Genomic DNA, 25,393 nt, shown 5'->3' on the forward strand with positions numbered 1-25,393 from the left:
CCAGTATTTCTTACGTTTTTTACGGCTAAAGACCATGCTTTTGATTCCCGCCATCGACCTTAAAGACGGGCGTTGTGTGCGCCTTCGCCAGGGTGACCTGGACGACGCCACTATTTTCTCGGATGATCCGGCCAAAATAGCAACACAGTGGCTCGAGCAAGGGGCCCGGCGCCTGCATCTGGTGGACTTGAACGGCGCTTTTGCCGGCAAGCCCAAGAACAGCGAAGCCATCAAATCCATTATTGCGGCCATTGACGGTGAGATTCCCGTACAGATCGGGGGCGGTATCCGCGATCTGGACACCATCGAACGCTACTTGGACGCCGGAATGAGCTATGTCATTGTTGGCACAGCCGCCGTCAAAAGCCCAGGTTTCCTGCAGGACGCTTGCAGCGCTTTTCCTGGCAGCATCATTGTTGGCCTGGACGCCCGTGACGGCAAAATCGCCACCGATGGCTGGAGCAAGCTGACACGCCACGACGTACTGGACCTGGCCAAGAAATTTGAAGACTACGGCTGCGAATCCATTATCTATACGGATATTGGCCGCGACGGCATGTTGACAGGCGTCAATATCGAAGCCACCGTCAAACTGTCTCAGCACGTCAAGATTCCTGTGATCGCCTCGGGCGGCGTCACCAACCTGAAAGACATCGAAGACCTGTGTGCTGTCGAGCACGAAGGGATTGAAGGTGTCATTTTGGGGCGCAGCATTTATGAAGGCACCCTGGATTTTGCCGAGGCACAAACGTTTGCTGACGAGTACCCGGCATGAGCCAGGTTGCTGCCAACGAATTAGCCTGCCGCATTATCCCCTGTCTGGATGTCACCGCCGGTCGCGTGGTCAAAGGGATCAACTTTGTGGATCTGGTCGATGCCGGAGACCCGGTAGAGATCGCCCGCAAATACAACGACCAGGGTGCCGATGAGCTGACCTTCCTGGACATTACCGCCACCTCGGACAACCGGGATCTGATCTTGCCGATCATCGAACAGGTGGCCAGCCAGATTTTCATTCCGCTGACAGTCGGTGGCGGTGTCCGTGAAGTCACGGACATCCAGCGCCTGCTCAATGCCGGTGCGGACAAGGTGTCCATTAACAGCGCCGCCATCAGCAACCCTGATCTGGTGCGTGCTGCCAGCGATCACCACGGCACGCAGTGCATGGTTGTCGCCATTGATGCTCGCCGTGTCAGTGCCGAAAACGAAGCTCCCCGCTGGGAAGTCTTTACTCACGGCGGACGTCGTGGAACGGGTCTGGATGTCGTGGAATGGGCAGCCCGCATGGCCGACTATGGCGCAGGCGAGCTGCTGCTGACCAGCATGGACCGCGACGGCACCAAATCCGGCTTTGATCTGGAACTGACCCGTGCCGTATCCGATGCGGTCTCCGTGCCCGTTATCGCCTCTGGCGGCGTGGGTGGCCTGCAAGACCTGGCTGACGGCGTGATCAAAGGTGGTGCTAGTGCCGTGCTGGCCGCCAGCATCTTCCACTATGGTCAACACACTATTGCCGAAGCCAAGGATTTCATGGCTGCGCAAGGTATTCAGGTGCGACGCTAATGGCAGACTTACCGGCCTGGCTGGCTGAAATCCGCTTTGATGAACAAGGTCTGATCCCTGCGATTGCACAGGACCAGGCCACGGGCAAAATCCTGATGGTCGCCTGGATGAACCAGGAGTCCCTGCAAGAGACCGTCAGTACTGGCCGTGCCGTGTACTGGTCGCGTTCCCGCCAGCGCCTGTGGCGCAAAGGCGAGGAATCCGGCCATGTGCAGCACGTCAGCGACTTGCGCCTGGACTGCGACGGCGATGTTATTTTGCTCAGCGTGGAACAGCTTGGTCAGATTGCCTGTCATACGGGACGTGAAAGCTGCTTTTATCGCCAGTTGCAAGGCCAGAGCGATCAAGCACAATGGGTGGTGGTTGATCCCGTCCTGAAAGACCCGGAGCATATTTACCGATGAACGAACAACCTACTGTCGAGACTATTCTCGATCATCTTGGCCGCACTCTGAAGTCCCGTTTGCCGGCACAAGGCGGGGACCCTTCCTCGTCCTATGCCGCCAAGCTTCTGGCCAAAGGGCCGGATGCGTTCTTGAAGAAGATCGGCGAGGAGGCAACCGAGCTGGTCATGGCGGCTAAGGATCAGGAACGCGAACGCATTGTCTGCGAAACCGCAGACCTGTGGTTTCATAGCCTGGTGGCCCTGACCTATTATGGTCTGGAGCCTCGTGATGTCCTGACAGAGCTGCTGCGCCGTGAAGGCACATCGGGATTGGAAGAAAAAGCTTCGCGACCTAAGGATCAAGCGTAATCCTGTCATCTAGTCGCGCTACACTGTCCTAATACCTAGATTTTCAGCATTCGCCCAGCGAGTGCTTCGCTACCGAGGTTGCTATGAGCGAGAACTGTCTTTTCTGTAAAATTGCTGCCGGTCAGATCCCGTCCAAAAAGGTATACGAGGACGAGGATTTTCTGGCATTTCACGACATCAACCCAGCGGCTCCTATTCATATTCTGGTCATTCCCAAAAAACACGTCGTCTCCATGCAGGACGTATCGGACCAGGATAGCGAATGGTTGGGTAAAATGATGGCTTTGGCTCCTTCCCTGGCCGCAAAGGCTGGTTGTCGCCCCGGCCCAGAAGGCGGTTTCCGCATTGTCATCAACAACGGTTTGGATGGCGGGCAGGAAATCAACCATTTACACATGCACATCTTGGGCGGTGAGCGCCCATGGCAACAACGCGCAGCCATGGCTGCTTAAGGGAGATACATTATGGGTAGCTTTAGCATTTGGCACTGGTTGATCGTTCTGGTCATCGTCGCCCTGGTTTTCGGCACCAAAAAACTGCGTAACATCGGCTCGGATCTGGGCGGTGCAGTCAAAGGTTTTAAAGAAGGCATGAAAGAAGTTGGCGACGACGAGAAAAATCCCGAGTCTGTCAGCCAGCGTACGGCAGATCCCCAAACAATCGATGTGCAGGCAAAGGAAAAGTCCGATCGCACCTGACTTTTACGTGAGTCTCCATGTTTGATATCAGCTTTACTGAGCTACTCCTGATTGGTGTAGTTGCTTTGATCGTTATCGGTCCGGAGCGCCTTCCCAAAGTGGCTCGCACGGCCGGGCATCTGCTTGGCCGCGCTCAGCGTTACGTCACCGAGGTCAAATCCGATATCCAACGTGAAATCAATCTGGATGAGGTCAATAAGCTCAAAGACCAGATGGAAGACGCTGCGCGTTCGGTACGCAGCTCGGTCCAGGACACAGGCAAAAGCCTGAGCCAGCCTCTGACCGAAGCGCGCGACACGCTACAAAATGCGTCGGAGTCCGCACGTAAGGCCTTTTCAGATACCGCTGACAGCGCGACTACAACGCCCGACGCCGCTTTAACAGAACCGGCTGCCAGCCAGCCAAGCACGGATGCAGCCGCCCCACCAGCGCCTAGCGCGCCTGCCAGTGACGACGCTCCCCGTCCTACGGATGCTCCCGCCCACCCCGCTAAAGGACCTACGGCATGAGCACCGACGCGCCTCAAGAAGACACCTTTATCTCTCACCTGGTAGAGCTGCGCACACGCCTGTTACGCGCCGTTATTGCCGTGGTGGGAATTTTTATCGTGTTGTTTACCTATCCGGGTGCCTCGGCAATTTACGATGTGTTGGCACAGCCCATGATGAGCTCGCTGCCCGAGGGCACACGCATGATCGCCACGGGGGTAATTACCCCTTTCATGGTGCCGGTCAAAGTCACCCTGATGGCAGCCTTCGTGCTGGCCTTGCCGATTGTGCTTTATCAGGCATGGGCCTTTATTGCGCCTGGCTTGTATAACCACGAGAAGAAACTGGCGTTGCCCCTGATCATGACCAGCACCTTGCTGTTCATCGCTGGCATGGCATTTTGTTATTTCGTGGTGTTCCGCACCGTTTTCCATTTCATCGCCACGTTTGCCCCACAATCGATTACGCCAGCTCCGGACATCGAAGCCTACCTGGGTTTTGTCATGACCATGTTCCTGGCATTTGGCATTACGTTTGAAGTGCCGATCGCAGTGATCTTGCTGGTAAAAACAGGCGTTGTGACGGTAGCCAAGCTGCGTGAAATCCGTGGCTATGTCATTGTGGGTGCCTTTGTCATCGCTGCTATTGTTACTCCACCGGACGTGGTCAGCCAGCTTCTGTTAGCAACGCCGCTATGCCTGCTCTATGAGTTAGGGATTCTGGCCGCCAGCCTGATCAAAAAACGAGAAACGGAAAGCAGCGAAGGCCGTGAGCTGGACCTGTAAAACGATCAAAGCAGCATCGGTCTGTACACGCTAGGTTTTTGTCAGTGCAGGCCCAAAAATGGCTCTCTTGCCCTGCTCCAAAAAGAGCAGTCCTAGAGAGCCATTCTTTTATAGACGCGTTGCAAAGCCCTTGTGCCGCTACGATCTGTAAAACAGCCAAAAACCGGTACAGCCCTCAAGGCCATGGCCCTTCAACCCTTCTTCGAGGGGCACCCCACCAGGAAAAAGCAGGGAAGCTGCTGACCTTACTTGCGCACCTGAGGCCGCATACCAACCTTGACAGGAACATCCAGCTCCTTGCCATCGCGCAGCACACGTAACGTCACGGTCTGTCCAGGTTGCACGGGGCCAATCTGGTTGAGCAGATCAATTGAATCGGTCACTGACTGACCATTCAACCCCAACACGATATCCCCAACCAGCAAATGGGCCTCGGCAGCCGGGCCATGACGCTGCACGCTGGCAATAATCACACCCGCATCACTTTTCAGCTTGAAGCTCTTGACCAAGTCTGGCGTGATGTCCTGCGGCTCCAGCCCCAGCCAACCCCGCGTCACTTCTCCATTACGAATGATCTCGTCCATAATGGCCAGCGCTGTCGAAGCAGGAATGGCAAAGCCGATTCCCAGCGACCCTCCGGTTTCAGAATAAATAGCGGTATTGATCCCCACCAGTCGGCCCGTCACATCCACCAAGGCACCACCAGAATTGCCCGGATTGATTGCCGCATCTGTCTGGATAAAGTTCTCGTAAATATTGATACCCAGGCGATTGCGCCCCAGCCCCGACACAATACCCATTGTGGTGGTTTGCCCCACTCCGAAAGGGTTGCCGATAGCCAGTACGACATCTCCCACCTGCAACTGATCCTGGGACTGTGTCCGGATCACCACCAGTTTGGGCAGATCGATCTTGAGCACAGCCAGATCGCTTTCCGGGTCCGAGCCAATCAGGCGAGCCTTGGCCTGACGCCCATCCGACAAGGCCACCTCAATGGCTTCGGCCGCCTCGATCACATGGTAATTGGTCAGGATATAGCCTTGTTCGTGTACGATCACGCCCGAGCCCAGGTTGATTGTGGAGCGACGCCCCATCAGATCAGGCAGTTCACGGAACAGACGTTGCAAATCGGGGTCTTCCAGCAAGGGAGAATTGCCTTCCAAATGCTTGCTGGTGTACACATTAACGACAGCCGGCGCGGCCTGGGTGACCGCCGAGGCATAAGACAAGGGGCTCTCCTGGGCGACAGGGGCCAGTAAAGAAGGAACCGGTGCCGGCATGACCACCGCATCAGTTGTGCGCACGGGTAACTGGGGTGCTCCCAACCACTGAGGCCTGAATGTCACCACAATAAAAAAACCCGCTAAGCAGATCGTCACCGCTTGAGCAAATACTAGCCACAATCGACGCATAGCACTCTTTCAGATAAGGATTTCCATGACTCAGGTTTCAACGGCAGAACTGGCCAACTGGCTCAATAGCACCTTGGATATCACCCGTTTCAAGGACTACTGTCCCAATGGGCTCCAGGTCGAAGGCAAGCCCTATATTGGCAAACTTGTCACCGGCGTAACGGCCTCGCTGGCGCTGATTGATGCCGCTATTGCCCGCCAGGCGGACGCAATTTTGGTACACCACGGCTGGTTCTGGAAAAACGAGAACCCATGTATTGTTGGCACCCGAAAAACTCGTATCGAACGCGTCCTGTCGCATCAGCTTAACCTCTTGGGCTATCACCTGCCCCTGGATGCGCATCCCGAGTTTGGCAACAACGCTCAACTGGCTCGGCAATTAGGCATTGAGGTGCTCCGTGATGCAAACGGCTTGGCACAAACCTGTGGCCCGGACGGACTGGTCTGGCTGGGTGAACTGCCTGCCCCCGTTTCACTGGAAACATTCGGCCTGACAGTTTGCAATAACTTACACCGCAAACCACTAATTGTTGGTGATTTACAACGAAAAGTCCGCCGAATCGCCTGGTGCACGGGAGGCGCACAGGGTTTTATTGATAGTGCCGTTGCCGCCCAAGCCGATCTTTATATCAGCGGTGAGGCCTCAGAACAGACCTTTCACAGCGCACAGGAAAACAATATTGCCTTCATGGCTGCCGGCCACCATGCCACCGAACGCTACGGCGCCAAAGCTCTGGGTGAGGAAATTGCGCGTCAATTTGGTATTGAGGTGGAGTTCATCGACATGGACAACCCGATCTGACTTCACCAAAAACCAGCACATATGACCTTGAACAAGCTTTAAAGCCCCGCATGGCTAGACAAGCCCAGGCCAGGAAAGGCTAAAATCAGGCATCCGGCGCGGGCAAACTTGGCCCTGCCGGTGGGTTTACATAAACAAAAGGTGCCGAAAGGCACCTTAAAGCTTTGATACGTTTGGGCTTTTATTTTTTCAGCGAATCCCTGATCTCACGCAGCAACAGCACGTCTTCAGGGGTTGGCGCGGGAACGACTTCCGCTGCTTCTTCCTTGGCCACCGTGGCGCGCATACGGTTAATCATCTTGACCATGCAAAACACCACGAAGGCCAGCAAGATGAAGTTGATCAAAATGGTCAGGAAGCTACCCCACGAAAGAACAACAGCCCCTGCCGACCTCAAAGCTTCCAGGGTTTCTGGGCCGGTAAAGCCCTCTGGTCTACGCAAGACTGTGAACTGATTGGTAAAATTCACCTCGCCGCCAAGGATGAAACTGATGACGGGCATGATGATGTCTTTTACCAGCGAGTCGATAATCTTGCCGAAAGCAGCGCCAATAATGACACCGACCGCAAGGTCCATCATGTTGCCTTTAACGGCGAACTCCCGGAATTCGTTCAGGAAACCTCGAGCCTTGTTCATATGTTCACCTTTGATCAAGTTATGCTGCGCTGGGTAACGCGTATAATGTGCGGTTGAATAATATACCCAGGCCCAAATCCGTAAATTGTGGTATTGCCCGAGTCGGGCAGGAATAAGGATACTAGAATGAGTCAGAACACGACACAGCCCGATGCCAGAGGCGCGGTTGATTTCAATCTTCCGCCCGATCCTTCGCGCCGCACCTGGGTCGCCACCGCCTGTGCATTAGGTGGTGTTGCTGGTGTGGCAACAGCTGTTCCCTTTGTCAGCTCCTTTGCTCCTTCGGAGAAAGCAAAAGCGGCCGGCGCTCCCGTAGAGGTTGATATTTCCAATATCGCCCCCGGTCAGATGCGCACCGTTGAATGGCGCGGGAAACCGGTCTGGATTCTGCACCGCACCCAAGAGCAACTGGACGCCCTGCCCAAGCTCGATAGCCAATTGGCCGACCCTGACTCGGACCGTCCCGGCTACACCCCCGCGTACGCCAAGAACGAATACCGTTCGCGTCGCCCTGAAATCTTTATCTGTATCGGTATTTGCACCCACCTGGGTTGCTCCCCTACCCCGCATCTGGCCGCTGGCGCTGGCGCCGGTCTGCCCGGTGGTTGGGAAGGCGGCTTTCTGTGCCCCTGCCACGGCTCCACGTTTGACCTGGCCGGCCGGGTCTACAGCAACAAGCCTGCTCCGGACAATCTGGAAATCCCGCCCTACGAGTTCTCGGCCGACGGCACGATGGTTACCATCGGCGTAGACGAAAACAACAAGGCCTAAGGCGGCTGTAACCCAATACGTACTATTTAAAAGATAAAGGAGCCGTTTCATGGCTGGCGAGAAAACCGTCGAAACGACAGGACTCTTGGGATGGATTGACAGGCGCTTCCCCCTGACATCCATGTACAAAGAGCACATGTCAGAATATTACGCGCCGAAGAACTTCAACTTCTGGTACTTCTTTGGTTCCCTGGCACTGCTGGTGCTGGTCATCCAGATTGTGACTGGTATTTTTCTGGTCATGAACTACAAGCCTGATGCCAAACTGGCCTTTGAGTCGGTTGAGTACATCATGCGCGAAGTGCCCGGTGGCTGGATCATCCGCTACATGCACTCCACAGGCGCTTCCATGTTCTTCGTGGTGGTGTACCTGCACATGCTGCGCGGCTTGTTCTACGGTTCTTACCGCAAGCCTCGTGAACTGGTGTGGATCTTTGGCGTTGCCATTTTCCTCTGTCTGATGGCTGAAGCCTTCATGGGCTACCTGCTGCCATGGGGCCAGATGTCCTACTGGGGCGCCCAGGTGATTGTTAACCTGTTCTCGGCCATTCCTTTCATTGGTCCTGACCTGGCTATTTTCATCCGTGGTGACTACGTGGTGTCCGACGCCACCCTGAACCGCTTCTTTGCGCTGCACGTCATTGCTGTGCCTCTGGTCCTGCTTGGCCTGGTTGTGGCTCACCTGATCGCGCTGCACGAAGTCGGTTCCAACAACCCTGACGGTATCGAAATCAAGAACGGCCCCAAAGACGCACAAGGTCGTCCTTTGGATGGCATTCCCTTCCACCCCTACTACTCGGTACACGACATCCTGGGTGTGGCTGGCTTCCTGATTGTGTTTGCCGCGATTGTGTTCTTTGCCCCTGAAATGGGCGGCTACTTCCTGGAGTTCAACAACTTCAGCCCAGCCGATGCGCTAAAGACTCCTCCACACATTGCGCCTGTCTGGTACTTCACGCCTTTCTACTCCATGCTGCGTGCCACAACCGCTGACTTTACCTGGGTTCTGGCCGGTGCTTCCGTGCTGGGCGCGCTGGTGCTGTTCGTCAAAGGCAAGCTGCCCGGTATCTGGCGTCTGGCTGTTCCAGCCATCCTGATCGCTGTTGCTGTGTTGCTGCGTGTTATCGACGCCAAGTTCTGGGGCGTGGTGGCCATGGGTGGTACGGTCGTGATCCTGTTCTTCCTGCCTTGGCTGGACAAATCGCCTGTGAAGTCGATTCGTTACCGTCCTACTTGGCACAAAGTGCTGTACGCGATTTTCATCATCAACTTCCTGATCTTGGGTTACCTGGGCACGCAGGCCCCGAACGACTTGTTCAACCTGCTGAGCCAGATCGGTACGGTAATCTACCTGGCATTCTTCCTGTTGATGCCAGTATGGAGCCGCATGGGTACATTCAAACCCGAACCTGATCGCGTGACTTTCCGCCCTCACTAGGCCCCCAACACGAAACGGAATGACCATGATTAAAAAACTGCTTGGCGCTCTGGCCTTGTCCCTTACCTGCACGGTGGCTGTGGCCGCCGAAGGTGGCTATGCCCTGGAGCGCGCGCCCGACCGCATGAATGACATGGCGGCTTTGCAAAATGGCGCAAAACTGTTTGTGAACTACTGTCTGAACTGTCATAGCGCCAACTCCATGCGCTACAACAAGCTGACAGATATCGGCCTGACCGAAGAAGACATCAAGAAAAACTTGCTGTTCTCCTCGGACAAGGTGGGTGATCTGATGAAGATCGCCATGACCCCGGAAATGGGCAAAAAATGGTTTGGTGCTGCTCCTCCTGACCTGTCCGTGATTGCACGTGCCAAGTCCACCAACCTGGGCCCTAGCGGCGCAGACTACATCTACACCTACCTGCGCACTTTCTACCGTGACGCATCCCGTCCTACAGGCTGGGATAACCTGGTTTTCCCAAGCGTGGGTATGCCTCACGCCATGTGGGAGCGCCAAGGTGGTGTGACTTTGCACCGTACGACCGTGGCTGAAACCGCCAAAGACGATGGCAGCAAAGAGTGGGTCAAGACAGTCGCCAGCTACGATCCCGCCGGCTTCTCGTCCGTCAAAACAGAAGTATTGGACAATTACACTGGCCATGCCTCCGACTCGGTCAAGCTCGAGCCCGTCAATGCCAAGATGGCTGCCAAGTACGACAGCGATGTCGCCGACCTGGCCAACTTCATGGACTGGATGGCAGAACCTGTGCAACTGGAGCGCAAGAAAATTGGTGTGGGCGTCATCCTGTTCCTGCTCTTGTTCTTTGCCGTTGCATGGCGCCTGAACAGCGTTTTCTGGAAAGACATCAAGTAAAACGCTATGCTAGACGGGCAGGCCTAACTAGCCTGCCCGGCTTTTTATTGTTAAAACCCTCTGCAGGGTTTTAAGTTCTGAGCCGTGAGGCTCTTGTTTTTATTTCTACGACTGGAATCTCCTACCATGATGGTGCTCTACTCTGGAACAACTTGCCCATTCTCACAGCGCTGCCGTTTTGTGTTGTTTGAAAAAGGCATGGATTTCGAGATCCGCGACATCGACTTGTACAACAAGCCTGAAGATATCGCCGTCATGAACCCCTACGGACAGGTGCCCATCCTGGTAGAACGTGACCTGATCTTGTACGAATCGAACATCATCAATGAATACATTGATGAGCGTTTCCCGCATCCTCAGCTGATGCCTGCGGACCCTACCATGCGCGCCCGTACTCGCCTGTTCCTGTACAACTTCGAGAAGGAACTGTTTGTACACGTGGCTGCCCTGGAAGACCGCCGCAACACGGATGCCAAGGCACAAGAACTGGCCCGTCAGCAAATCCGCAACCACTTGTCGCAGTTGGCTCCGATCCTGCTCAAGAACAAATACATGCTGGGTGAAGAATTCTCCATGCTGGACGTGGCGATCGCTCCCCTGCTCTGGCGCCTGGACCACTACGGTATCGAACTGCCCAAGAGCGCTGCTCCTGTGCAAAAGTACGCCGAGCGCGTGTTCTCGCGTCCTGCTTACATTGAAGCGCTGACGCCTTCCGAAAAAGTCATGCGTCGCTAATTCATTATGCAAGAGACCTCTACCAAACCCTACCTGTTGCGCGCTCTACACGAATGGTGTTCCGATCACGGATACACACCACACATTGTGGTCACGGTAGACGCCAACACTGTTGTTCCACGCGGCCATATTCAGGATGGTCAAATCACCCTGAATATTGGGCATCTGGCCACCAATGGCCTGATCCTGGGTAACGATTACATTGAATTCCAGGCCCGCTTCGGCGGTGTCACGGAAGACATTTTCGTGCCCGTAGCGGCCGTATCGGCCATCTACGCACGCGAAACAGGCGCTGGCATGGGTTTTGAGGTCGTCGAATCCGAGCCTTACGCGGAAGGCGAAGCACCAGAGGCAGCCCCTGAAGCGACACCGGAAGCGCCCGTTGCCAAAAAAGACGCTGACAAGGTCTCGCACCTGAAAATCGTCAAATAAGGCGCGTTCGACGCAGACAAAAAAGGCTCCGTAAGGAGCCTTTTTTACCTCTTGGATAACCAGTTCTACTACAGATATCAAATAGTAGAACCGGTCACCCAAGCACTTGCATTGTCACTGAGCGCAGCCAAGAACACTCTCTTTAATTAAGCACGCTAAGTTCTACCCCTACTGCACCGCCTCAGCCTGATTGCGACGACGCCCAGCCGCCACACGCCACTCCAACAAGCTCTTGAGCATCACGGACACGATGGCGAATAGAGCCAGTAGCGCAGCCGCTGTAAAGGCCGCAGCCGCCTTGTTATCGTTGTTCAACTGATCCACCAGCAGGGACAAGGTCAAGGTCTGATTCATGATGGTGCCAGACACCACGGACACCGCGCCGAACTCGCCAATCGCACGAGCATTGGTCAGCACCACGCCATACAGCAAGGCCCATTTGATATCCGGCAGCGTGACGTGCCAGAAGATCTGCCAACCATTGGCACCCAGACTTAACGCCGCCGCCTGCGCGTCCGAACCTTGCGCCTGCATGATAGGAATCAGGATACGGGCCACATAAGGCGTGGTCACAAAGATCGTGACCATCAGGATTCCCGGCCAGGCGAACATCAACTGGATATCACGTGCGCTTAACCACTGTCCCAGAGACGACTCCACACCGTAGACCACCAGATAACACAGGCCAGCTACCACCGGAGAAACCGCGTAAGGCAAATCCACCAAGGTACTGAGCAAACGGCGGCCACGAAACTCGTAATGCGTCAGACACCAGGCCAGCAGAATGCCAAAGACCATGTTCAGGGGCACCGTCAGCACCGCCACAAACAGGGTAAGCCCAATGGCGTGCAGCATGTAGTCCTCTTGCAGATTGCTCCATAAAGCTGGCAAACCATCGCCCAAGGCTTTGGAGAAGATCAGTATCAGGGGGACCACCAGCAGCCCCAGCACCAAGGCAATGCCCAAGGCCAGAATCAGGCGATCAGCCGTGCTTTTAGGTGTTTTTCTCATGACGCCCTCCGCTGCCAGCCCAACAAGCGATTCTGCACTAGTTGCAAGGTGAACAGCAGCAGCAAGGAGGCGATCAAGATCACCGAGGCAATCGCCGCCGCCGCCGGATAGTTGAATTCTTGTAGGCGCACAAAAATCATCAGGGACGACACTTCGGTTTTGTAGGGAATGTTGCCAGCAATCATGATAACTGCGCCGAACTCACCCAAACTGCGGATAAAAGCCTGGGAGGCTCCCGTGACCAGCGCAGGAATCAGCGGAGGAAACACCACTTTGCTGAACGTCTGCCAGCCACTGGCACCCAGTGTGTGGGCAACCTCTTCGTACTCGGCCCCCAGCTCTTCAATCACGGGCTGCACAATACGCACCACAAAGGGCAAACTGGTAAAGGTCATGGCCAGAACAATGCCGGGGTATTGATAGGCGATCTTCCAGCCTTCCGGCAGAAACTGACCAAACCAGCCGCCGGGCACAAACAGCGTCGCCAAGGTCAAACCCGCTACCGAAGTCGGTAAGGCAAACGGCAGGTCTACCAAAGCATCGATCAGGCGACGCCCCGGAAACTCAAAGCGCGTGATGATCCAGGCAATAATGAACCCCACCACGCTAGCAGTCAGGGTGGAGTAAAGGGCAGCGCTGATCGTAACCTGATAGCTGCTGACGACGCGCTTATCCGTGACCGCACGCCAATAATCGGCCAGACTCATTTCACTGACGTACATGAACAAGGCCGACAAAGGCAGCAGCACAATAATGGACAGGTACAGGACGCTAAAGCCAAAGCTCAGCCCAAAACCCGGCATGACGGGGCGACGCAGAAAAAAGAGTGGCTTTAGCGCAGTCTTCGCCCCGGAATCCTGCACCCCGCCCACAAGAGTACGGCTCATGAATTACTTGGCCAGCAACTGGTCCAACACGCCATTCGCGGCAAAGTGGCGGCTTTGAATATCAGTCCAGGAACCCAGGAGGTCGGTGGGGTTGATCAACTTGACCGGTGCGTATTTGGACTCAAACTCCTTGGCAACAGCAGGATCCGTCACACGGTAGTTGAAACCAGCCAACAGACGCTGAATCTCCGGGGTGTACTGGAACTTCAGGTATTCGGTCGCCTCCTTGCGGGTGCCCTTCTGGTCAACCACACGATCCACCACGGCTACGGGGAACTCAGCCAATACGCTGACGGGGGGCACCACCACTTCCAGTTCACTGCCCTTGAATTCATCGCTGGCGGCAATATTAAGCACTTCGGATTCAAAAGTCAGCAACACATCACCCTGACCATTCTGGGCAAAAGCCACAGTCGCACCACGGCCCCCGGTGGGGAAGCTCTCGACATTAGCCAGCACCTTACCGACAAACTCTTTGATCTTGGCTTCATCACCGCCAAAGGCTTCATTGGCATACAGCCAGGACGCCAAATAGGTGTAGCGAGCATTGCCCGAGGTCTTGGGGTTCGGGAACACCAGTTTCACATCGTCACGCACCAGATCATCCCAGGACTTGATGTTCTTGGGATTGCCCTTGCGCACCAGGAAAGCGATAGTGCTGTAGTAAGGCGAGCTGTTGTTCGGGAATTTAGTGGCCCAGTCCTTGGCCACCGCGCCGCGCTCGGCCAGGAACTCAATATCGGTGACCTGGTTGAAGGTCACGGTATCGACTTTCTTGCCCTGAATAATGTCCTGGGCCTGACGGGAAGTTCCGGCAAAAGACTGATCAATCTTGATGTCTTCGCCCGTAGTGGCTTTCCAGTGCTCGACAAACTTGGGGTTGATCGCCGCAAATGTCTCGCGCGCCACATCAAACGAGGCATTCAGCAAAGAAACCTGGGCGCTGACGTTACCACCCAGCAAAGACGTCAACAACAAGGCAGAGCCAACAACAGACTTCAATTTCATGGTGTTCCCCAACGTTCCCGGACGCGGCCTTCGGAGCCCGTCACTGATGTTCAATTGTGCGCTTTCTATATAAGCACAGCTTGGATAGATCAGATTATGGGTAGGGAGAAAGGCATTTAAAACGACATTTTCATCATGCGCTTATAACCAGAACCTACTTACTGGCTGAGCCTGTGAGTCTTGGACCACATCAATATTTTTCTGGTGATTGCTTCTTCTCGAAAATTCCGGCTATAATCGTCAATTCGCCGGCTTAGCTCAGTTGGTAGAGCAGCGCACTTGTAATGCGAAGGTCGAGGGTTCAACTCCTTTAGCCGGCACCACGAATAAAACAAAACGCCAAGCTTTCAAAAGCTTGGCGTTTTGTTTTTCTGCTGTCCGAGTCTTGCTGCTAGCCAGGCGGGAACCCCTCGTACTGAATAAGCCCATCAGCAATCTCATGCCACGCGGCTTTTGAGCCCACGAAAACGTGACAAGTGGGACGCAGACCAGGGTCATCGTCCAACACCCCTAACGCCAAGCCCAGCTCTTCTGGTTTTTGATCGAATTTAGTCAAAATATTTGACCCGCACCTGGAGCAAAAACCCCGGTGCTCTCCTGGCGATGACTCATAAAACCGCAGCAGTTCCTGACCGCGACGCCAATGAAATTCCTTGGTCTTGACCTTGCCCCGCGCCCTGAATGCAGAACCATGCGACTTGCGACACATGCTGCAATGGCAATAGAGCAGGTTCGTAATAGCGCCGGTAATCTCAAAGACCACGCCTTGGCAAAGACAGCTTCCTTTCACACGCCATACCTCCAAAGAGTAAGTTTCCCGCCGCAGATTTCAGCGGGCGTCGGACACCTTACTCGATAGAGGATACAAGACATTGGGTCAAATCTGCCGGGCATGAAGCCCCCAATAAAATCATCGTCCGTTCCAGCTCCTGAGCGACCAAGCCCAACACGTCAAAGACGCCCTGCTCGCCGCCTTGAGCCAAACCGTAGGCGACGGCACGTCCCAGGAATGCGCCCGTCGCTCCACAAGCGATGGCCTTGGCGACATCTGCACCACGCCGAAAGCCGCTATCGATAAACACCGGCATCTGCGTTTTGACGATATCCATGATTTGCGGGAGAACGCTGATTGTTGAAGGCGCACAATCCAGTTGTCGGCCACCGTGATTGGACACAATCAGTCCATCTACACCGTAATGCAAGGCCTGACGCGCATCTTCAGGATGGAGCACACCTTTGATCAGCAACGGGCCGTCCCACTTGGAACGCAGCCAGGAGACATCATCCCAAATCAAGCGGCGGTCCATGCTTCGCGCCAGCAGTGCTGCCTGTGCCTGAGCAGAAGTGGCTCCTTGCGTGGGCATCAGGTTGACAAACTGGGGTTGGCCGGCCAAAGCCTGACGCCACAGCCAGCGGGGCTGAGAAGCCATATCCAACAATAAGCGGGGGCCTGGACGAAACGGCAATTTGAAGCCGTGGCGTATGTCCTTTTCTCTATAACCACCTACAGGCACATCGACGGTCAAAACCAAGGCTTCGAACCCGGCTTGGCGGGCGCGATCCAGAATGGAATTGGCCATGCCCCTGTCTTGCATCACATACAACTGCATCCAGCATGGGCCTTCGCAGACTTCACGCACCTGCTCCAAAGGGCTATTGGAGGCAGTGGACAAAATGTACGGCAAGCCCGCCTTGCCTGCGGCACGCGCTGCGTGCAGATCCCCACGTGGACGCACGACATCGATCAAGCCAACGGGAGCGACACCAAAAGGCGCAGCCCATCGGCGTCCAAATACCTCTATTTCTGTTGATACCGCCGACGTATCACACAAACTGCGTGGCGACAAAGTCAGCGTCTGCAAATCTGCCTGATTACGAGCCAGACAGAGTTCGTCTTCTGCCCCACCAGCAACATAGTCATAGACAAAGCGTGGCAGGCTGCTTTGGGCCGCTACCTGAAAATCTTGAATATTGAGCCGCATGATGCAAGCTGCCTCCCACCTGATGCCGGGCGTACAAGGCCCGATTCAATTTAATTGTTTAAGCATCAAGTATATAGTTGAAAGCACCGCTCCATGCAAAGAAAACACGTCTGTTTCTGCTCAGCCAAAGGAGAACGTGTTGGCAAGAACAGGCGACCAAGCTGACGACGGGCAGACGGAGGGTCGTATAAGGGGCGACCAAGCAGATACGCCGGCACCTTGGCTAGCTAACTCCTGCTCGTCACGGACTTCCCACTAATACGACCCATCTCCAGATTCGGTATTTGGTCATTAGTCGAAAGCAGAGCGATTACTCCAACCCTGTAAATAGGGCAACTTCGTGACCTGGTGCTTAACAGGTACTCAAAACTTTGCAAACCAGGCAATACTGGCTAACACTGGCTCAGAAAGAAGCAGCAGTTCAAGCCAGAAGCTTGAAACCGCTGCGTTATTCCTGAGGCAGTCTTTACAATCTAACCGGCGTCACAAGACTGCCTTGCGTAAGGTAACTCTCAACATTCTTTAACACCAGCTCGCACATGGCGGCACGGGTTTCACGGGTTGCGCTCCCTACATGAGGCAGCACGACTACCCGCTCGTTACTTAACAACTCGGCAGGCACATCGGGTTCGTTCTCGAACACATCCAACCCGGCGCCGCCTAATTGGCCATTATCAAGAGCCGCCACCAAGGCTTTTTCATCCACCACAGAGCCGCGAGCGACATTGACCAGGTAGCCGTTGGGCCCCAAGGCTCTCAAGACCTCGGCAGACACCAGATGGTAAGTTTGCGGGCTGCCGGGGCACGCCACGATCAGGAAATCGCACCATTGCGCCAAAGCCAGCAATGAAGGCTCGTGCTGCCAAGGCAATTCGGGTTTGGCGCTACGTGTGTGATAGCGGATCTCCATATCAAAGCCGATAGCGCGACGCGCAATAACCTGCCCGACTCGTCCCATACCCAGCATGCCCAGGCGCTTGCCACTGACCCGAGTGCTGGGCATGGTCGGGCCGACACGAGGCCAGTCACCACGCCGGACATGTCGGTCGGAAGCCGAAATGCCACGCACCACATCGATCAACAAACCAATCGCCAAGTCGGCCACGCAGTCGTTAAGAACGTCTGGAGTATTGCTCAGCATCACCCCACGCGCACGGACTGCATCCAGGTCGATGGCATCGTAGCCCACGCCCAGGCTACAAATAGCCTTCAAATTAGGCAGTGCCTCAATCAGCCCCTTGTCTGCGCCCTGCGTTCCTGTGGTGACCAGCACCGTAAACTCACCGCCACGCTCACGCAAGAACAGCGCTTGATCGGGCGCATCACTCAGGGTTTCAACCGGACACAAGGCAGGCAGTTTGCCCGCCAGAGGAGGCGGCAAGGGGCAGGCTTGAAGAATCTTCGGGTTCATGGTCATGCTTCGCTTGTAAAGACGTCGAAATCAACTTGTTTAAGCAGGGCATTGCTCTGGCGTATGACATGACCGGCAGCACAGGCCTTGCGACGATAAGCCAACCAGCGCGGGTCAGCCTCCAGTGCGTTACGACGGGCTTCCCGGTCAGCCATATCCTTGTATGCCCACAGATGCACCACCTGATTCAGTTCGCCTACTTCCGTGGTGTAGTAGCCGTGACAAGCGCCCAGATGTTCGATTTGTACGGCACGCCCTTGCGTTGCATACAGGGACAGGAAGTCGCGCAGCAGGCCGGTAGGGATGGTATAGGTTCTTTGGTCGATAATCATGTTGCGAATCCGTTGTTATCCAAGGTATTTGGGCAAGAGCAGCGAAATAACTGGAAAAGCCAAGAGCACCGCCAGGCGGAAAATATCCGCTACCACAAAAGGCAAGACTCCCCGATACAGCGTGCCCATCTTCACGTCGGGCAGCAGGCTTTTCAGCACCATGACGTTCATGCCCACAGGCGGGGTGATGAAACTGATTTCTGTGACCACCACTACGATGATGCCGAACCAGACCAGATCAAAGCCCAGGTGCTGCACCAGCGGGTAGAAAATAGGCACGGTCAGCAAGACCATGGACATGCTCTCCAACACACTGCCCAGCACGATATAAATCGCGCAAATCAGCAAAATCACTACGATCGGGCTCATCTCGAACTGCTGCACCCAGTCCTGCAAGTCGCTGGGCATGGAGGTGAAATTGATAAAGCTGGAAAACAGCAAGGCGCCGATCAGCACCAAGAACAACATGCCCGTCGTACGCGCCGACTCAACCAGCACATTGGACAGTGTCTGCCAGGTCAAACGGCCACGCAGCAGCGCGAACAGAAAGGCACCGCAAGCACCAATCCCAGCCGCTTCAGTAGAGCTAAATACCCCGCCATAAATGCCGCCCATCACGATAATGAACAACACCAGCACCCCCCAGACATCGCGCAGCGCACTCAAACGCTCTTTCCAACTCATGCGTTCACCGGGAGGCCCGGCATTAGGGTCGCGCCAGATCGTCCATCTGACCGCCAAGAGGTAGAGACCCACAGCCAACAGGCCGGGCAGAACACCGGCGGCAAACATCTTGCCTATGCTTTGTTCGGTCAAGATGGCGTAGACCACCATCACAATTGAGGGTGGAATCAGAATGCCCAGCGTGCCACCCGCAGCGATCGAACCAGAAGCCAAGGCACGGCTGTAACCGAGCCTACGCATTTGCGGGTAGGCCACTTTGGACATGGTGGCCGCCGTCGCCAGACTGGAGCCACACACCGCGCCAAAACCACCACAGGCCACTACCGTAGACATGGCCAGCCCACCCTTTCTATGCCCCAAAAATGCATAGGCGGCAGCGTAAAGCTCTTTGGACAATTTGGCTTGAGTAATGAAGTTACCCATCAAGATGAACAGCGGCAGCACCGACAGCAAATATTGAAAACCGCTTTCACGCACCACTGCGCCGGTCATGGCGTAGGCCGAGGGCCAGTTGCGCATGATGCCAACACCGATAAAACCCACCAGGGCCATGGAAAACGCTACGGGCACCCGCAGGAAGATCAAAAGGAGCATGGCTGCAAAGCCAATCAGCGCTTCAGTCATTCTGTGCCTCTTGTTCCAGATGGGCCGTCTTTGCGTTCCTGCTTCGGCCAAGCTGCCCCAACTCCACCAGTGTGTTGACGAACAGCATGATGCTCATGAAGTAAACAACCGGAGCCAATGGCAGCCCCAGCAAGGTGGTCTGATCAGCGTACTCGGCCGCCGACTCGGCTTGTGTCCAGCTGACCATAGCCAGCAAGGCACTGATCCCCGCTGCCAGCAAGTGGCTGGAGATATGAACGACTCGCGCGCCCCTATCCCCACCGGGAACGGGCACCAGGTCGACCACAATGTGTTCACGCGCCATGGTGGCAAAGACAATGCCGCAGAAGATCACCCCCACCATGAGTATTTCCGTCAGTTCTACCGCACCCATCACCGACACGTTGAAAATGTAGCGTCCTAGTACATCGGCCAAAGTCAGCAAGGCCAGCGAGACCATGCATAACTCAGTCAAACGCCGAAGACCCGCTCTTAATAAAGAGAGAATGGAGTTCATGCTTTGTAGCTCCGGGACTGCTGGCGCACGCGGCGTCCAGCAGGTTCAAGACAGTCTGAATACGCTGATCACTGGCCGCTTTCCCGCGCTTTCAGATCGGCACGAAACTCGGCCAGCACGGCAGGCCCGTCTATGCCCTTGGCCTTTGCAGCAGCAAGCCAGGTTTGCTCGAACGAAGCTGTGCGCTCTTTGACGGCGGCAATCAGCTCTTCACTGGCAGGGTGAAACTGCACATGACTTGCCTGCAGGGTTTTCAGGGCGGCCACATCCGCATCACCCCAGGCCTTGCCCCCCATGCGCGCGATATGCTCACCCGAAAGCCCCATCACAATCTCGCGGTCTTTTTCAGACAAGCGATCAAAGGCACCCGGATTCATGATGATGCCGTGCAAATCGGCATAAAGGCCGCCGGGAAAAACCGTCGCATGTTTGACGACGCTGTCCAGACGAAACGAAACAACCGATTCAGGCGGGAAAAGAACCCCATCCACCACGCCGGTGCTAAGCAGTTCATACGATTCGGAAGCAGGCTTTACCACCGCATTCACATTCAGCGCCTTGGACAGATCGGCCTGCATGCCACCGCCAATACGCAGCTTCAGGCCATCGAAGTCGGCAATGTTTTGTACCTGTTTTTCTGTGGTGTAAACACTGCCCGGGCCGTGACCATAAATGCCCAGCAACTTGATACCGCGATGCTCTTTGGCATCTTGCAGATACTTGCTATAGATATCCCACGCTGCCAGCGAGGTGGACTCGGCGCTATTGCCCGAAAACGGCAGCATGGCAAATTTCATCAAATCGAAATTGCCGGGGTAATAGGAGTAGGAAATAAAGGCCAGATCAACCAGACCATTGCGTACCGCATCCAGATGCCCAACCGGGTTAGTGGCCGCCTTGGTCAGGAAGTTGATCTTGACGCGCCCTTCGGTGGCCTGCTCCACCTCTTTGGCCCAGGGCTTCATGAAATTAGCGACCAAAACATGTGTCTGCGGAATCCAGGCCGAAAAAGTCAGCTCCACCGGTTTGTCCGCTTTTGCGGGACCTGCCGCCACACCCAGGCTCGTTAAGGCAATACCCAACAGGCGAGAAATCCATCGGTTCTTCATGGGGAATCCTTTTTAGTGGTAGATCGTTATAGGTATAGTTAGCCAGGCCCTTCAGGAAACAAGAGCCTGTTCAATCAAGGTTTTGACGTCACCGTCATGCTGCATACCCAACTGCGTGGCGATTGCCGTTGTCAACGGTGGCCACTGGGCAAACTGCCGATCAAACTGGGGGTTGGACTGAAAACGCAAACCCGCATCGGCCCCCCGGCCATAGCGGGATTTCGCAGCCTGTACCAGGTCTGCAACTTGAAGACGCTGGGCGGGCAGATTCCATACTCGCCCCTCCGGCAAGCGGACCGTTTCGATGCTTGCCGTTGTCAAAAGATGTTGTACGCAGGAAGGCAAAGAAAGCAGCCATATCCACCCCTGCGGGCCGATGGGACACTCGTAAGTGCTACCAGCGGCAAGGGCATGAATCAAGGAGCTGGCAAATGAAGACAGCGCCGTTTCGGCAGTCATGGGCCTGGCAACCACGGTAGGCAAGCGAACCGAGCGACTATCCAGAAAGCCACGGCGGCTGTAATCGGCCAACAGCAACTCCACCATCCGCTTCTGCGTCCCGTAACTTAAGGTGGGTGCCACTGGGGTGTTGTCATCTACCTGCTGGGGCAGCGGCGTACCGAAGACACCAATACTGCTGGCATACACCACAACGGGGCACTGTTCTTGTTGTCGCAAGTGCTCGAACAAGCTCACCGTGCCGGCGATATTGACGCGCAGGCCCAGCGCGAAATTCTCCTCAGCAAGCCGACTGGTCACCGAGGCCAGATGGAAAACCGTATCAGGAACAGGGGTCAAAGCGGCCTGCAGCACGGTTTCATCGGACAAGTCACCGCTAATGCAGCGCAGGCCAGGCTCGTAGTGATAGCTTTGCTCTTCAAAAGCCAGATCCACCAAGGTCAGGCTTTGAATTTCTTTGGCCGCCAAACGTTTGGCTACCGCACGGGCCAGCGCTTGACCGATGTAGCCGTTGGCGCCGGTAATCAAGACATGCTTCATGGCTTATCTCCCGGCAGCCTGCGGGCAAGCTACAGCATGGCGATGGGGCACAGCCAGCACACTGCGATCACGCAAGGGCTGACACCAGGCCAAACCTTCTGACGGCAATGCGCGAGGCTGATACTCGCAGCCCAGCCAAGCGTCGTAGCCCAAAGTGGGCAAGGCAGCCACGCCTTCCAGCAAATCATGTTGTGCAAGATCCGGCTCGTAGCGCCCATCGGCACCCGCGATCTGCACATAGCCGATCCAGGGCGCACAGGCCGCAACGCTGGAACGGACGTCCAAACTTTCTTTGACGCAGTGGTAGTAATCAAATTGCAGGCGCAGGCGCGGGGAATTGAAATGCTGGAGCACCTCTATGACCTGTTCGGGCAAATAATAAAAATACCCGGCCATATCACTGCGATTGAGCGCTTCCAGCGTCAGGATCAAATCATCCGCTTCAGCCAAGGCTAAAGCATGTTCCAGATTACTGATCAGTGCGGCCCGACCGTCTTCCTGCGCAAAGGGGCTGACATCGCCCGCCATCACGTGGATACGACGGCACCCGGCCGCCTGTGCAACCGCACGGGCACGATCAAAGGCTTGCCGAAACTGGGTCTGTGCGCCGGGAATCGCCGCCCAGCCCAGCCTGCCCTGCCCCTCGCCTATTGGCGTATTGATGAGCGTCAGCTCCAGCTTTGTGGTTTGCAGTTGCTGCGCGTACCACGCCGGAGCGTAGTCATAGGGCAGCAAAATCTCAACACCCTTAAAACCATCGGCCGCCGCAGCCTCAAAGCGTTCGCTCCAGTCCAGGTGCCGATACAACCAACTGAGATTAGCGGATAGTTGCATGGGGCTGCCCGCCTTATGCGCTTATCTGGCGAAGGAAGGCGTCACGCTGCTCAGGCAGAACGACACTGACCAAGGCAGACACTTCGGCCTGACCTAAACCCATGGCGCTAGCCACACGCAACATTTGCTGCACGCTGGCCGCCACCGGCATAGGCGCACCACTTTGTTGAGCATTGGCGATCAGGGTGTCGATATCCTTGAGCATGGTGGACAGCGCACCGATGCTTTTTGCCTGTGCTTCTATCATGCGCGGGGCAAAGATCTGCAAGGGCTTGGAGTCCGCCCAGCCGCCCGCCAGTGCGGGTGCCAGTTTGTCCACATTGATGTTATTGCGTCGTGCAAAGCCAATGGCTTCGGCCAGTGCCGCGATCGAGGTCGCCACGATAGCCTGGTTGCACAGTTTGGTCGCCTGCCCGGTCCCAGAAGGCCCCATATGCGTGATATTGCCGGCATAGGCGCGCATGGTAGCCTCGGCCTCGGGCATATGGGTTTCGCTACCACCTGTCATGATGGCCAGCGTACCGGCCTCCACGCCTGGAATACCGCCAGACACTGGGGCATCAATCCAGTCAGCCCCGCAACTTTGCGCCAAACGAGCGGCCAAGTTGCGCGTGGCTTCCGGGTCGATGCTGGAGTGATCCACCAGCCAATTAAGACCTGCTGCCTGAGCAATGCCATCCGCACCGAACACCACGGCCTCGGCAGCCTTGGCGTCAAACAGGCATAGCAAGACACCGTCGGTGCCTTCAGCCGCTTCGCATGGCGTGCTCACAATCTGCGCACCGAGCGCCGCCAAGGGCTCGGCCTTTTCCCTGGAACGGTTCCAGACTTTGACCTCGTGGCCCGCTTTCAGCAGGCGCTGCACCATAGCAGCACCCATCAATCCTAAACCGCAAAAACCGAGTTTCATCTTATACGTCCTCAAGCTGTTCTTGCGGCCACTGGGCAGCACCCGAATGGGTCACTGCCCCTTCATTGGTCGGCCCAACCAGACGTGCGTACTTCTCCAACGCGCCCGCCAAACGATCTCGTACATAGGGTTTCCATTGCGCCCGGCGTACGGCCAGTTCCTCATCGGACACATGCAACTGCATGCTGCTTTGCGTAGCGTCGATGGTGATACGGTCACCGTCACGCACCAAGCCGATGTTCCCACCGGCTGCCGCTTCAGGGCTGGCATAGCCGATGCACATGCCGCGTGTCGCACCCGAGAAACGGCCATCGGTCAGCAGTGCCACTTTCTCGCCATTGCCATGGCCGTAAATGGCGGCGGTAACGCTTAGCATCTCGCGCATGCCGGGGCCGCCTTTGGGGCCTTCATTGCGAATGATCAGTACATCGCCAGTCTCGTAGGCCTGCCTGGACACCACGGCCATACAATCTTCCTCGGTTTCAAAGACACGGGCGCGGCCTTCAAAAACCAGAGACTTCAAACCGGCAATCTTCAGCAAGGCCCCGTCCGGACACAGATTGCCCTTGAGCACAACCAGACCGCCTGACGCATGAATAGGCTGATCACTGCTACGCACGATACGACCATCAACATCGGGGAAACTTTCCAAGGCCTCGGCCAAAGTTTCACCGGTAATGGTCAACACATCGCCGTGCAGGTGCCCGCTCTTCAAGAGAGCCTTGAGCACGACGGGCACCCCACCGATCACGTCCAGATCGCGTGCCAGATAACGGCCACCGGGCTGCAAGTCGGCGATAAGAGGTGTGCGGTTAAAGACCTCAGCCAGATCATCCATGGTGAAGCGGATACCCACCTCGTGCGCTATAGCAGGGATATGCAAGGCCACGTTGGTTGAGCCGCCCGTCGCAGCCACAGCCGCAGCGGCATTTTCCAGGCTCTTGCGTGTGATGAGATCACGCGGCAGTGGACCACCATTTTCCAGAATTTCCATCACCCGACGACCGGCACGGCGAGCCAGTGCGTGTCGTTGGCTGTAGACCGCTGGTGTGGTCGAAGACCCCAGGAAGGACATGCCCAAAGCCTCGGCCACCATACCCATGGTATTGGCAGTGAACTGGCCCGGACAGGAGCCGACAGTCATGGCACAGTTGCGCTCGATGCCGTGCAACTGCTCCAGGGAAATCGCCCCGGTCTGGTAGCGGCCCACCCCTTCAATGGCGGTCAGCACGGTATTTTCAGTGCCATCGGGCGAGTAGCCCGGCAACATGGAACCGCCATAAATGAACACCGAGGGAACATTAAGCCGTGCCATGGCCATCAAGGTGCCGGGCAAGGTCTTGTCACAACCACCCAAACCGACCAAAGCATCATAGGCGTGACCACGCACGGCTATTTCCATACTGTCGGCAATCATCTCGCGCGAGACCAGACTCATGCGCATGCCAGCGTGGTTCATGGAGGTGCCGTCAGACACGGAAATCGTGTTCATCATGACGGGCACGCCACCACCTTGTGCAACCCCCAGGCGCACACTGTCTGCCTGCGGGCCCAGCGATTTGGAACAGGGTGTGTTGTCTCCGGCGGTTCCGATGATGGCGACCATCGAGCGGTCCAGGTCATCATCATCCAGGCCCGTTGCACGCAGAAAGGCTCGGTGTGGGGTGCGGGTTACGCCCTCGGTCACTGCTTTTGATCTATGTTTTTTTAGCATGGT

The 25,393-nt window shown here is 55.9% G+C and carries 30 protein-coding genes and 1 tRNA gene; 15 read left to right on the forward strand and 16 right to left on the reverse strand.

Annotation, left to right across the window (positions count from 1 at the left end):
- Positions 1 to 34 precede the first annotated feature (34 nt).
- The 8 genes from hisA (at position 35) to tatC (ending at position 4,288) form a co-directional block, all read left to right on the forward strand.
- Positions 35 to 775 carry a 1-(5-phosphoribosyl)-5-[(5-phosphoribosylamino)methylideneamino]imidazole-4-carboxamide isomerase gene (gene hisA / locus OKX01_RS17430; RefSeq protein ID WP_094197992.1) on the forward strand — a complete coding sequence of 247 codons (741 nt, stop codon included), beginning with the start codon at positions 35 to 37 and terminating at the stop codon, positions 773 to 775.
- Positions 772 to 1,563 (forward strand): imidazole glycerol phosphate synthase subunit HisF, encoded by a 792-nt coding sequence (hisF, locus tag OKX01_RS17435; protein WP_094197993.1) that lies wholly within the window; start codon positions 772 to 774, stop codon positions 1,561 to 1,563. Before hisA ends, hisF begins: the two co-directional genes overlap by 4 nt.
- Positions 1,563 to 1,967 (forward strand): phosphoribosyl-AMP cyclohydrolase, encoded by a 405-nt coding sequence (gene hisI, locus OKX01_RS17440; RefSeq protein WP_108728395.1) that lies wholly within the window; start codon positions 1,563 to 1,565, stop codon positions 1,965 to 1,967. Before hisF ends, hisI begins: the two co-directional genes overlap by 1 nt.
- Positions 1,964 to 2,317 carry a phosphoribosyl-ATP diphosphatase gene (locus OKX01_RS17445; protein WP_094197995.1) on the forward strand — a complete coding sequence of 118 codons (354 nt, stop codon included), beginning with the start codon at positions 1,964 to 1,966 and terminating at the stop codon, positions 2,315 to 2,317. Before hisI ends, OKX01_RS17445 begins: the two co-directional genes overlap by 4 nt.
- 83 nt (positions 2,318 to 2,400) lie before the next feature.
- Entirely contained in the window at positions 2,401 to 2,769 is a 369-nt protein-coding gene (locus OKX01_RS17450; protein ID WP_094197996.1) for a histidine triad nucleotide-binding protein, read from the forward strand.
- A 12-nt stretch (positions 2,770 to 2,781) separates the two neighbouring features.
- On the forward strand, positions 2,782 to 3,015 hold the full coding sequence (gene tatA, locus OKX01_RS17455; protein ID WP_094197997.1) for a Sec-independent protein translocase subunit TatA: 234 nt from the start codon (positions 2,782 to 2,784) through the stop codon (positions 3,013 to 3,015).
- Positions 3,016 to 3,032: 17 nt separating this feature from the next.
- The gene (gene tatB, locus OKX01_RS17460) at positions 3,033 to 3,524 is read left to right on the forward strand and encodes a Sec-independent protein translocase protein TatB (protein ID WP_125277144.1); all 492 of its coding nucleotides are present in this window, start codon (positions 3,033 to 3,035) and stop codon (positions 3,522 to 3,524) included.
- Entirely contained in the window at positions 3,521 to 4,288 is a 768-nt protein-coding gene (gene tatC, locus OKX01_RS17465; RefSeq protein ID WP_094197999.1) for a twin-arginine translocase subunit TatC, read from the forward strand. The genes tatB and tatC overlap by 4 nt, the downstream gene beginning before the upstream one ends.
- Before the next feature lie 245 nt (positions 4,289 to 4,533).
- Here tatC and OKX01_RS17470 read toward each other — a convergent pair whose 3' ends face one another.
- Positions 4,534 to 5,700 carry a S1C family serine protease gene (locus OKX01_RS17470; RefSeq protein ID WP_249460464.1) on the reverse strand — a complete coding sequence of 389 codons (1,167 nt, stop codon included), beginning with the start codon at positions 5,698 to 5,700 and terminating at the stop codon, positions 4,534 to 4,536.
- A gap of 25 nt (positions 5,701 to 5,725) precedes the next feature.
- Between OKX01_RS17470 and OKX01_RS17475 the strand changes: the two genes are divergently transcribed.
- Positions 5,726 to 6,502: a Nif3-like dinuclear metal center hexameric protein gene (locus OKX01_RS17475; protein WP_094198001.1), complete on the forward strand. Its 777-nt coding sequence runs from the start codon at positions 5,726 to 5,728 to the stop codon at positions 6,500 to 6,502.
- Positions 6,503 to 6,683: 181 nt separating this feature from the next.
- Here OKX01_RS17475 and mscL read toward each other — a convergent pair whose 3' ends face one another.
- Positions 6,684 to 7,139, reverse strand: coding sequence for a large conductance mechanosensitive channel protein MscL (gene mscL / locus OKX01_RS17480; RefSeq protein ID WP_094198457.1), 456 nt, complete (start codon positions 7,137 to 7,139; stop codon positions 6,684 to 6,686).
- A gap of 126 nt (positions 7,140 to 7,265) precedes the next feature.
- Here mscL and petA point away from each other — a divergent pair, with 126 nt between their 5' ends.
- The 5 genes from petA to OKX01_RS17505 all read left to right on the forward strand — a co-directional run bounded on the left by petA (position 7,266) and on the right by OKX01_RS17505 (position 11,389).
- Entirely contained in the window at positions 7,266 to 7,910 is a 645-nt protein-coding gene (gene petA, locus OKX01_RS17485) for a ubiquinol-cytochrome c reductase iron-sulfur subunit (protein WP_094198002.1), read from the forward strand.
- 49 nt (positions 7,911 to 7,959) lie between these two features.
- On the forward strand, positions 7,960 to 9,348 hold the full coding sequence (locus OKX01_RS17490; protein ID WP_094198003.1) for a cytochrome b: 1,389 nt from the start codon (positions 7,960 to 7,962) through the stop codon (positions 9,346 to 9,348).
- A gap of 19 nt (positions 9,349 to 9,367) precedes the next feature.
- Entirely contained in the window at positions 9,368 to 10,222 is an 855-nt protein-coding gene (locus OKX01_RS17495) for a cytochrome c1 (protein WP_094198004.1), read from the forward strand.
- A gap of 126 nt (positions 10,223 to 10,348) precedes the next feature.
- The gene (locus tag OKX01_RS17500; RefSeq protein ID WP_094198005.1) at positions 10,349 to 10,957 is read left to right on the forward strand and encodes a glutathione S-transferase N-terminal domain-containing protein; all 609 of its coding nucleotides are present in this window, start codon (positions 10,349 to 10,351) and stop codon (positions 10,955 to 10,957) included.
- A 6-nt stretch (positions 10,958 to 10,963) separates the two neighbouring features.
- Positions 10,964 to 11,389 carry a ClpXP protease specificity-enhancing factor gene (locus tag OKX01_RS17505; RefSeq protein WP_094198006.1) on the forward strand — a complete coding sequence of 142 codons (426 nt, stop codon included), beginning with the start codon at positions 10,964 to 10,966 and terminating at the stop codon, positions 11,387 to 11,389.
- Between the two features lie 168 nt (positions 11,390 to 11,557).
- Here the strand turns inward: OKX01_RS17505 and cysW are convergent, their stop codons facing one another.
- From cysW to cysP, 3 genes are read right to left on the reverse strand one after another with little or no spacing between them, the layout of a single operon-like run.
- Positions 11,558 to 12,400, reverse strand: a complete 843-nt coding sequence (gene cysW, locus OKX01_RS17510; protein WP_094198007.1) for a sulfate ABC transporter permease subunit CysW — start codon at positions 12,398 to 12,400, stop codon at positions 11,558 to 11,560.
- Positions 12,397 to 13,287, reverse strand: coding sequence for a sulfate ABC transporter permease subunit CysT (gene cysT, locus OKX01_RS17515; RefSeq protein ID WP_264672179.1), 891 nt, complete (start codon positions 13,285 to 13,287; stop codon positions 12,397 to 12,399). Before cysT ends, cysW begins: the two co-directional genes overlap by 4 nt.
- Positions 13,288 to 13,290: 3 nt before the next feature.
- A complete protein-coding gene (gene cysP, locus OKX01_RS17520) occupies positions 13,291 to 14,295 on the reverse strand; it encodes a thiosulfate ABC transporter substrate-binding protein CysP (protein WP_094198009.1) in 1,005 nt (334 codons plus the stop codon).
- A 247-nt stretch (positions 14,296 to 14,542) separates the two neighbouring features.
- Here cysP and OKX01_RS17525 point away from each other — a divergent pair.
- A tRNA-Thr gene (locus OKX01_RS17525) sits at positions 14,543 to 14,618 on the forward strand.
- A gap of 68 nt (positions 14,619 to 14,686) precedes the next feature.
- Here OKX01_RS17525 and OKX01_RS17530 read toward each other — a convergent pair.
- The 11 genes from OKX01_RS17530 to ilvD form a co-directional block, all read right to left on the reverse strand.
- Entirely contained in the window at positions 14,687 to 15,085 is a 399-nt protein-coding gene (locus OKX01_RS17530) for a GFA family protein (RefSeq protein WP_108728391.1), read from the reverse strand.
- Positions 15,086 to 15,143: 58 nt separating this feature from the next.
- Complete coding sequence (locus OKX01_RS17535; RefSeq protein WP_264672180.1) at positions 15,144 to 16,277, reverse strand: alpha-hydroxy acid oxidase; 1,134 nt, start codon at positions 16,275 to 16,277, stop codon at positions 15,144 to 15,146.
- 466 nt (positions 16,278 to 16,743) lie between these two features.
- Positions 16,744 to 17,694 carry a 2-hydroxyacid dehydrogenase gene (locus tag OKX01_RS17540; protein WP_125277158.1) on the reverse strand — a complete coding sequence of 317 codons (951 nt, stop codon included), beginning with the start codon at positions 17,692 to 17,694 and terminating at the stop codon, positions 16,744 to 16,746.
- The gene (locus OKX01_RS17545) at positions 17,691 to 18,020 is read right to left on the reverse strand and encodes an NIPSNAP family protein (RefSeq protein WP_094198015.1); all 330 of its coding nucleotides are present in this window, start codon (positions 18,018 to 18,020) and stop codon (positions 17,691 to 17,693) included. The genes OKX01_RS17540 and OKX01_RS17545 overlap by 4 nt, the downstream gene beginning before the upstream one ends.
- A 15-nt stretch (positions 18,021 to 18,035) precedes the next feature.
- On the reverse strand, positions 18,036 to 19,328 hold the full coding sequence (locus tag OKX01_RS17550) for a TRAP transporter large permease (protein WP_094198016.1): 1,293 nt from the start codon (positions 19,326 to 19,328) through the stop codon (positions 18,036 to 18,038).
- On the reverse strand, positions 19,321 to 19,824 hold the full coding sequence (locus OKX01_RS17555; protein ID WP_234354354.1) for a TRAP transporter small permease: 504 nt from the start codon (positions 19,822 to 19,824) through the stop codon (positions 19,321 to 19,323). Before OKX01_RS17555 ends, OKX01_RS17550 begins: the two co-directional genes overlap by 8 nt.
- Before the next feature lie 68 nt (positions 19,825 to 19,892).
- Positions 19,893 to 20,933 (reverse strand): TRAP transporter substrate-binding protein, encoded by a 1,041-nt coding sequence (locus OKX01_RS17560; protein ID WP_264672181.1) that lies wholly within the window; start codon positions 20,931 to 20,933, stop codon positions 19,893 to 19,895.
- Positions 20,934 to 20,984: 51 nt separating this feature from the next.
- The gene (locus OKX01_RS17565) at positions 20,985 to 21,932 is read right to left on the reverse strand and encodes an NAD-dependent epimerase/dehydratase family protein (protein ID WP_264672182.1); all 948 of its coding nucleotides are present in this window, start codon (positions 21,930 to 21,932) and stop codon (positions 20,985 to 20,987) included.
- A gap of 3 nt (positions 21,933 to 21,935) precedes the next feature.
- Positions 21,936 to 22,766, reverse strand: a complete 831-nt coding sequence (locus tag OKX01_RS17570) for a hydroxypyruvate isomerase family protein (protein ID WP_264672183.1) — start codon at positions 22,764 to 22,766, stop codon at positions 21,936 to 21,938.
- A 13-nt stretch (positions 22,767 to 22,779) separates the two neighbouring features.
- Positions 22,780 to 23,676 (reverse strand): NAD(P)-dependent oxidoreductase, encoded by an 897-nt coding sequence (locus OKX01_RS17575; RefSeq protein WP_264672184.1) that lies wholly within the window; start codon positions 23,674 to 23,676, stop codon positions 22,780 to 22,782.
- Position 23,677: 1 nt separating this feature from the next.
- Positions 23,678 to 25,390 (reverse strand): dihydroxy-acid dehydratase, encoded by a 1,713-nt coding sequence (ilvD, locus tag OKX01_RS17580; protein WP_094198022.1) that lies wholly within the window; start codon positions 25,388 to 25,390, stop codon positions 23,678 to 23,680.
- Between the last annotated feature and the right edge of the window lie 3 nt (positions 25,391 to 25,393).

The sequence above is a fragment of the Alcaligenes sp. SMD-FA genome, from assembly GCF_025960365.1.
Lineage (GTDB): Bacteria > Pseudomonadota > Gammaproteobacteria > Burkholderiales > Burkholderiaceae_B > Alcaligenes > Alcaligenes aquatilis.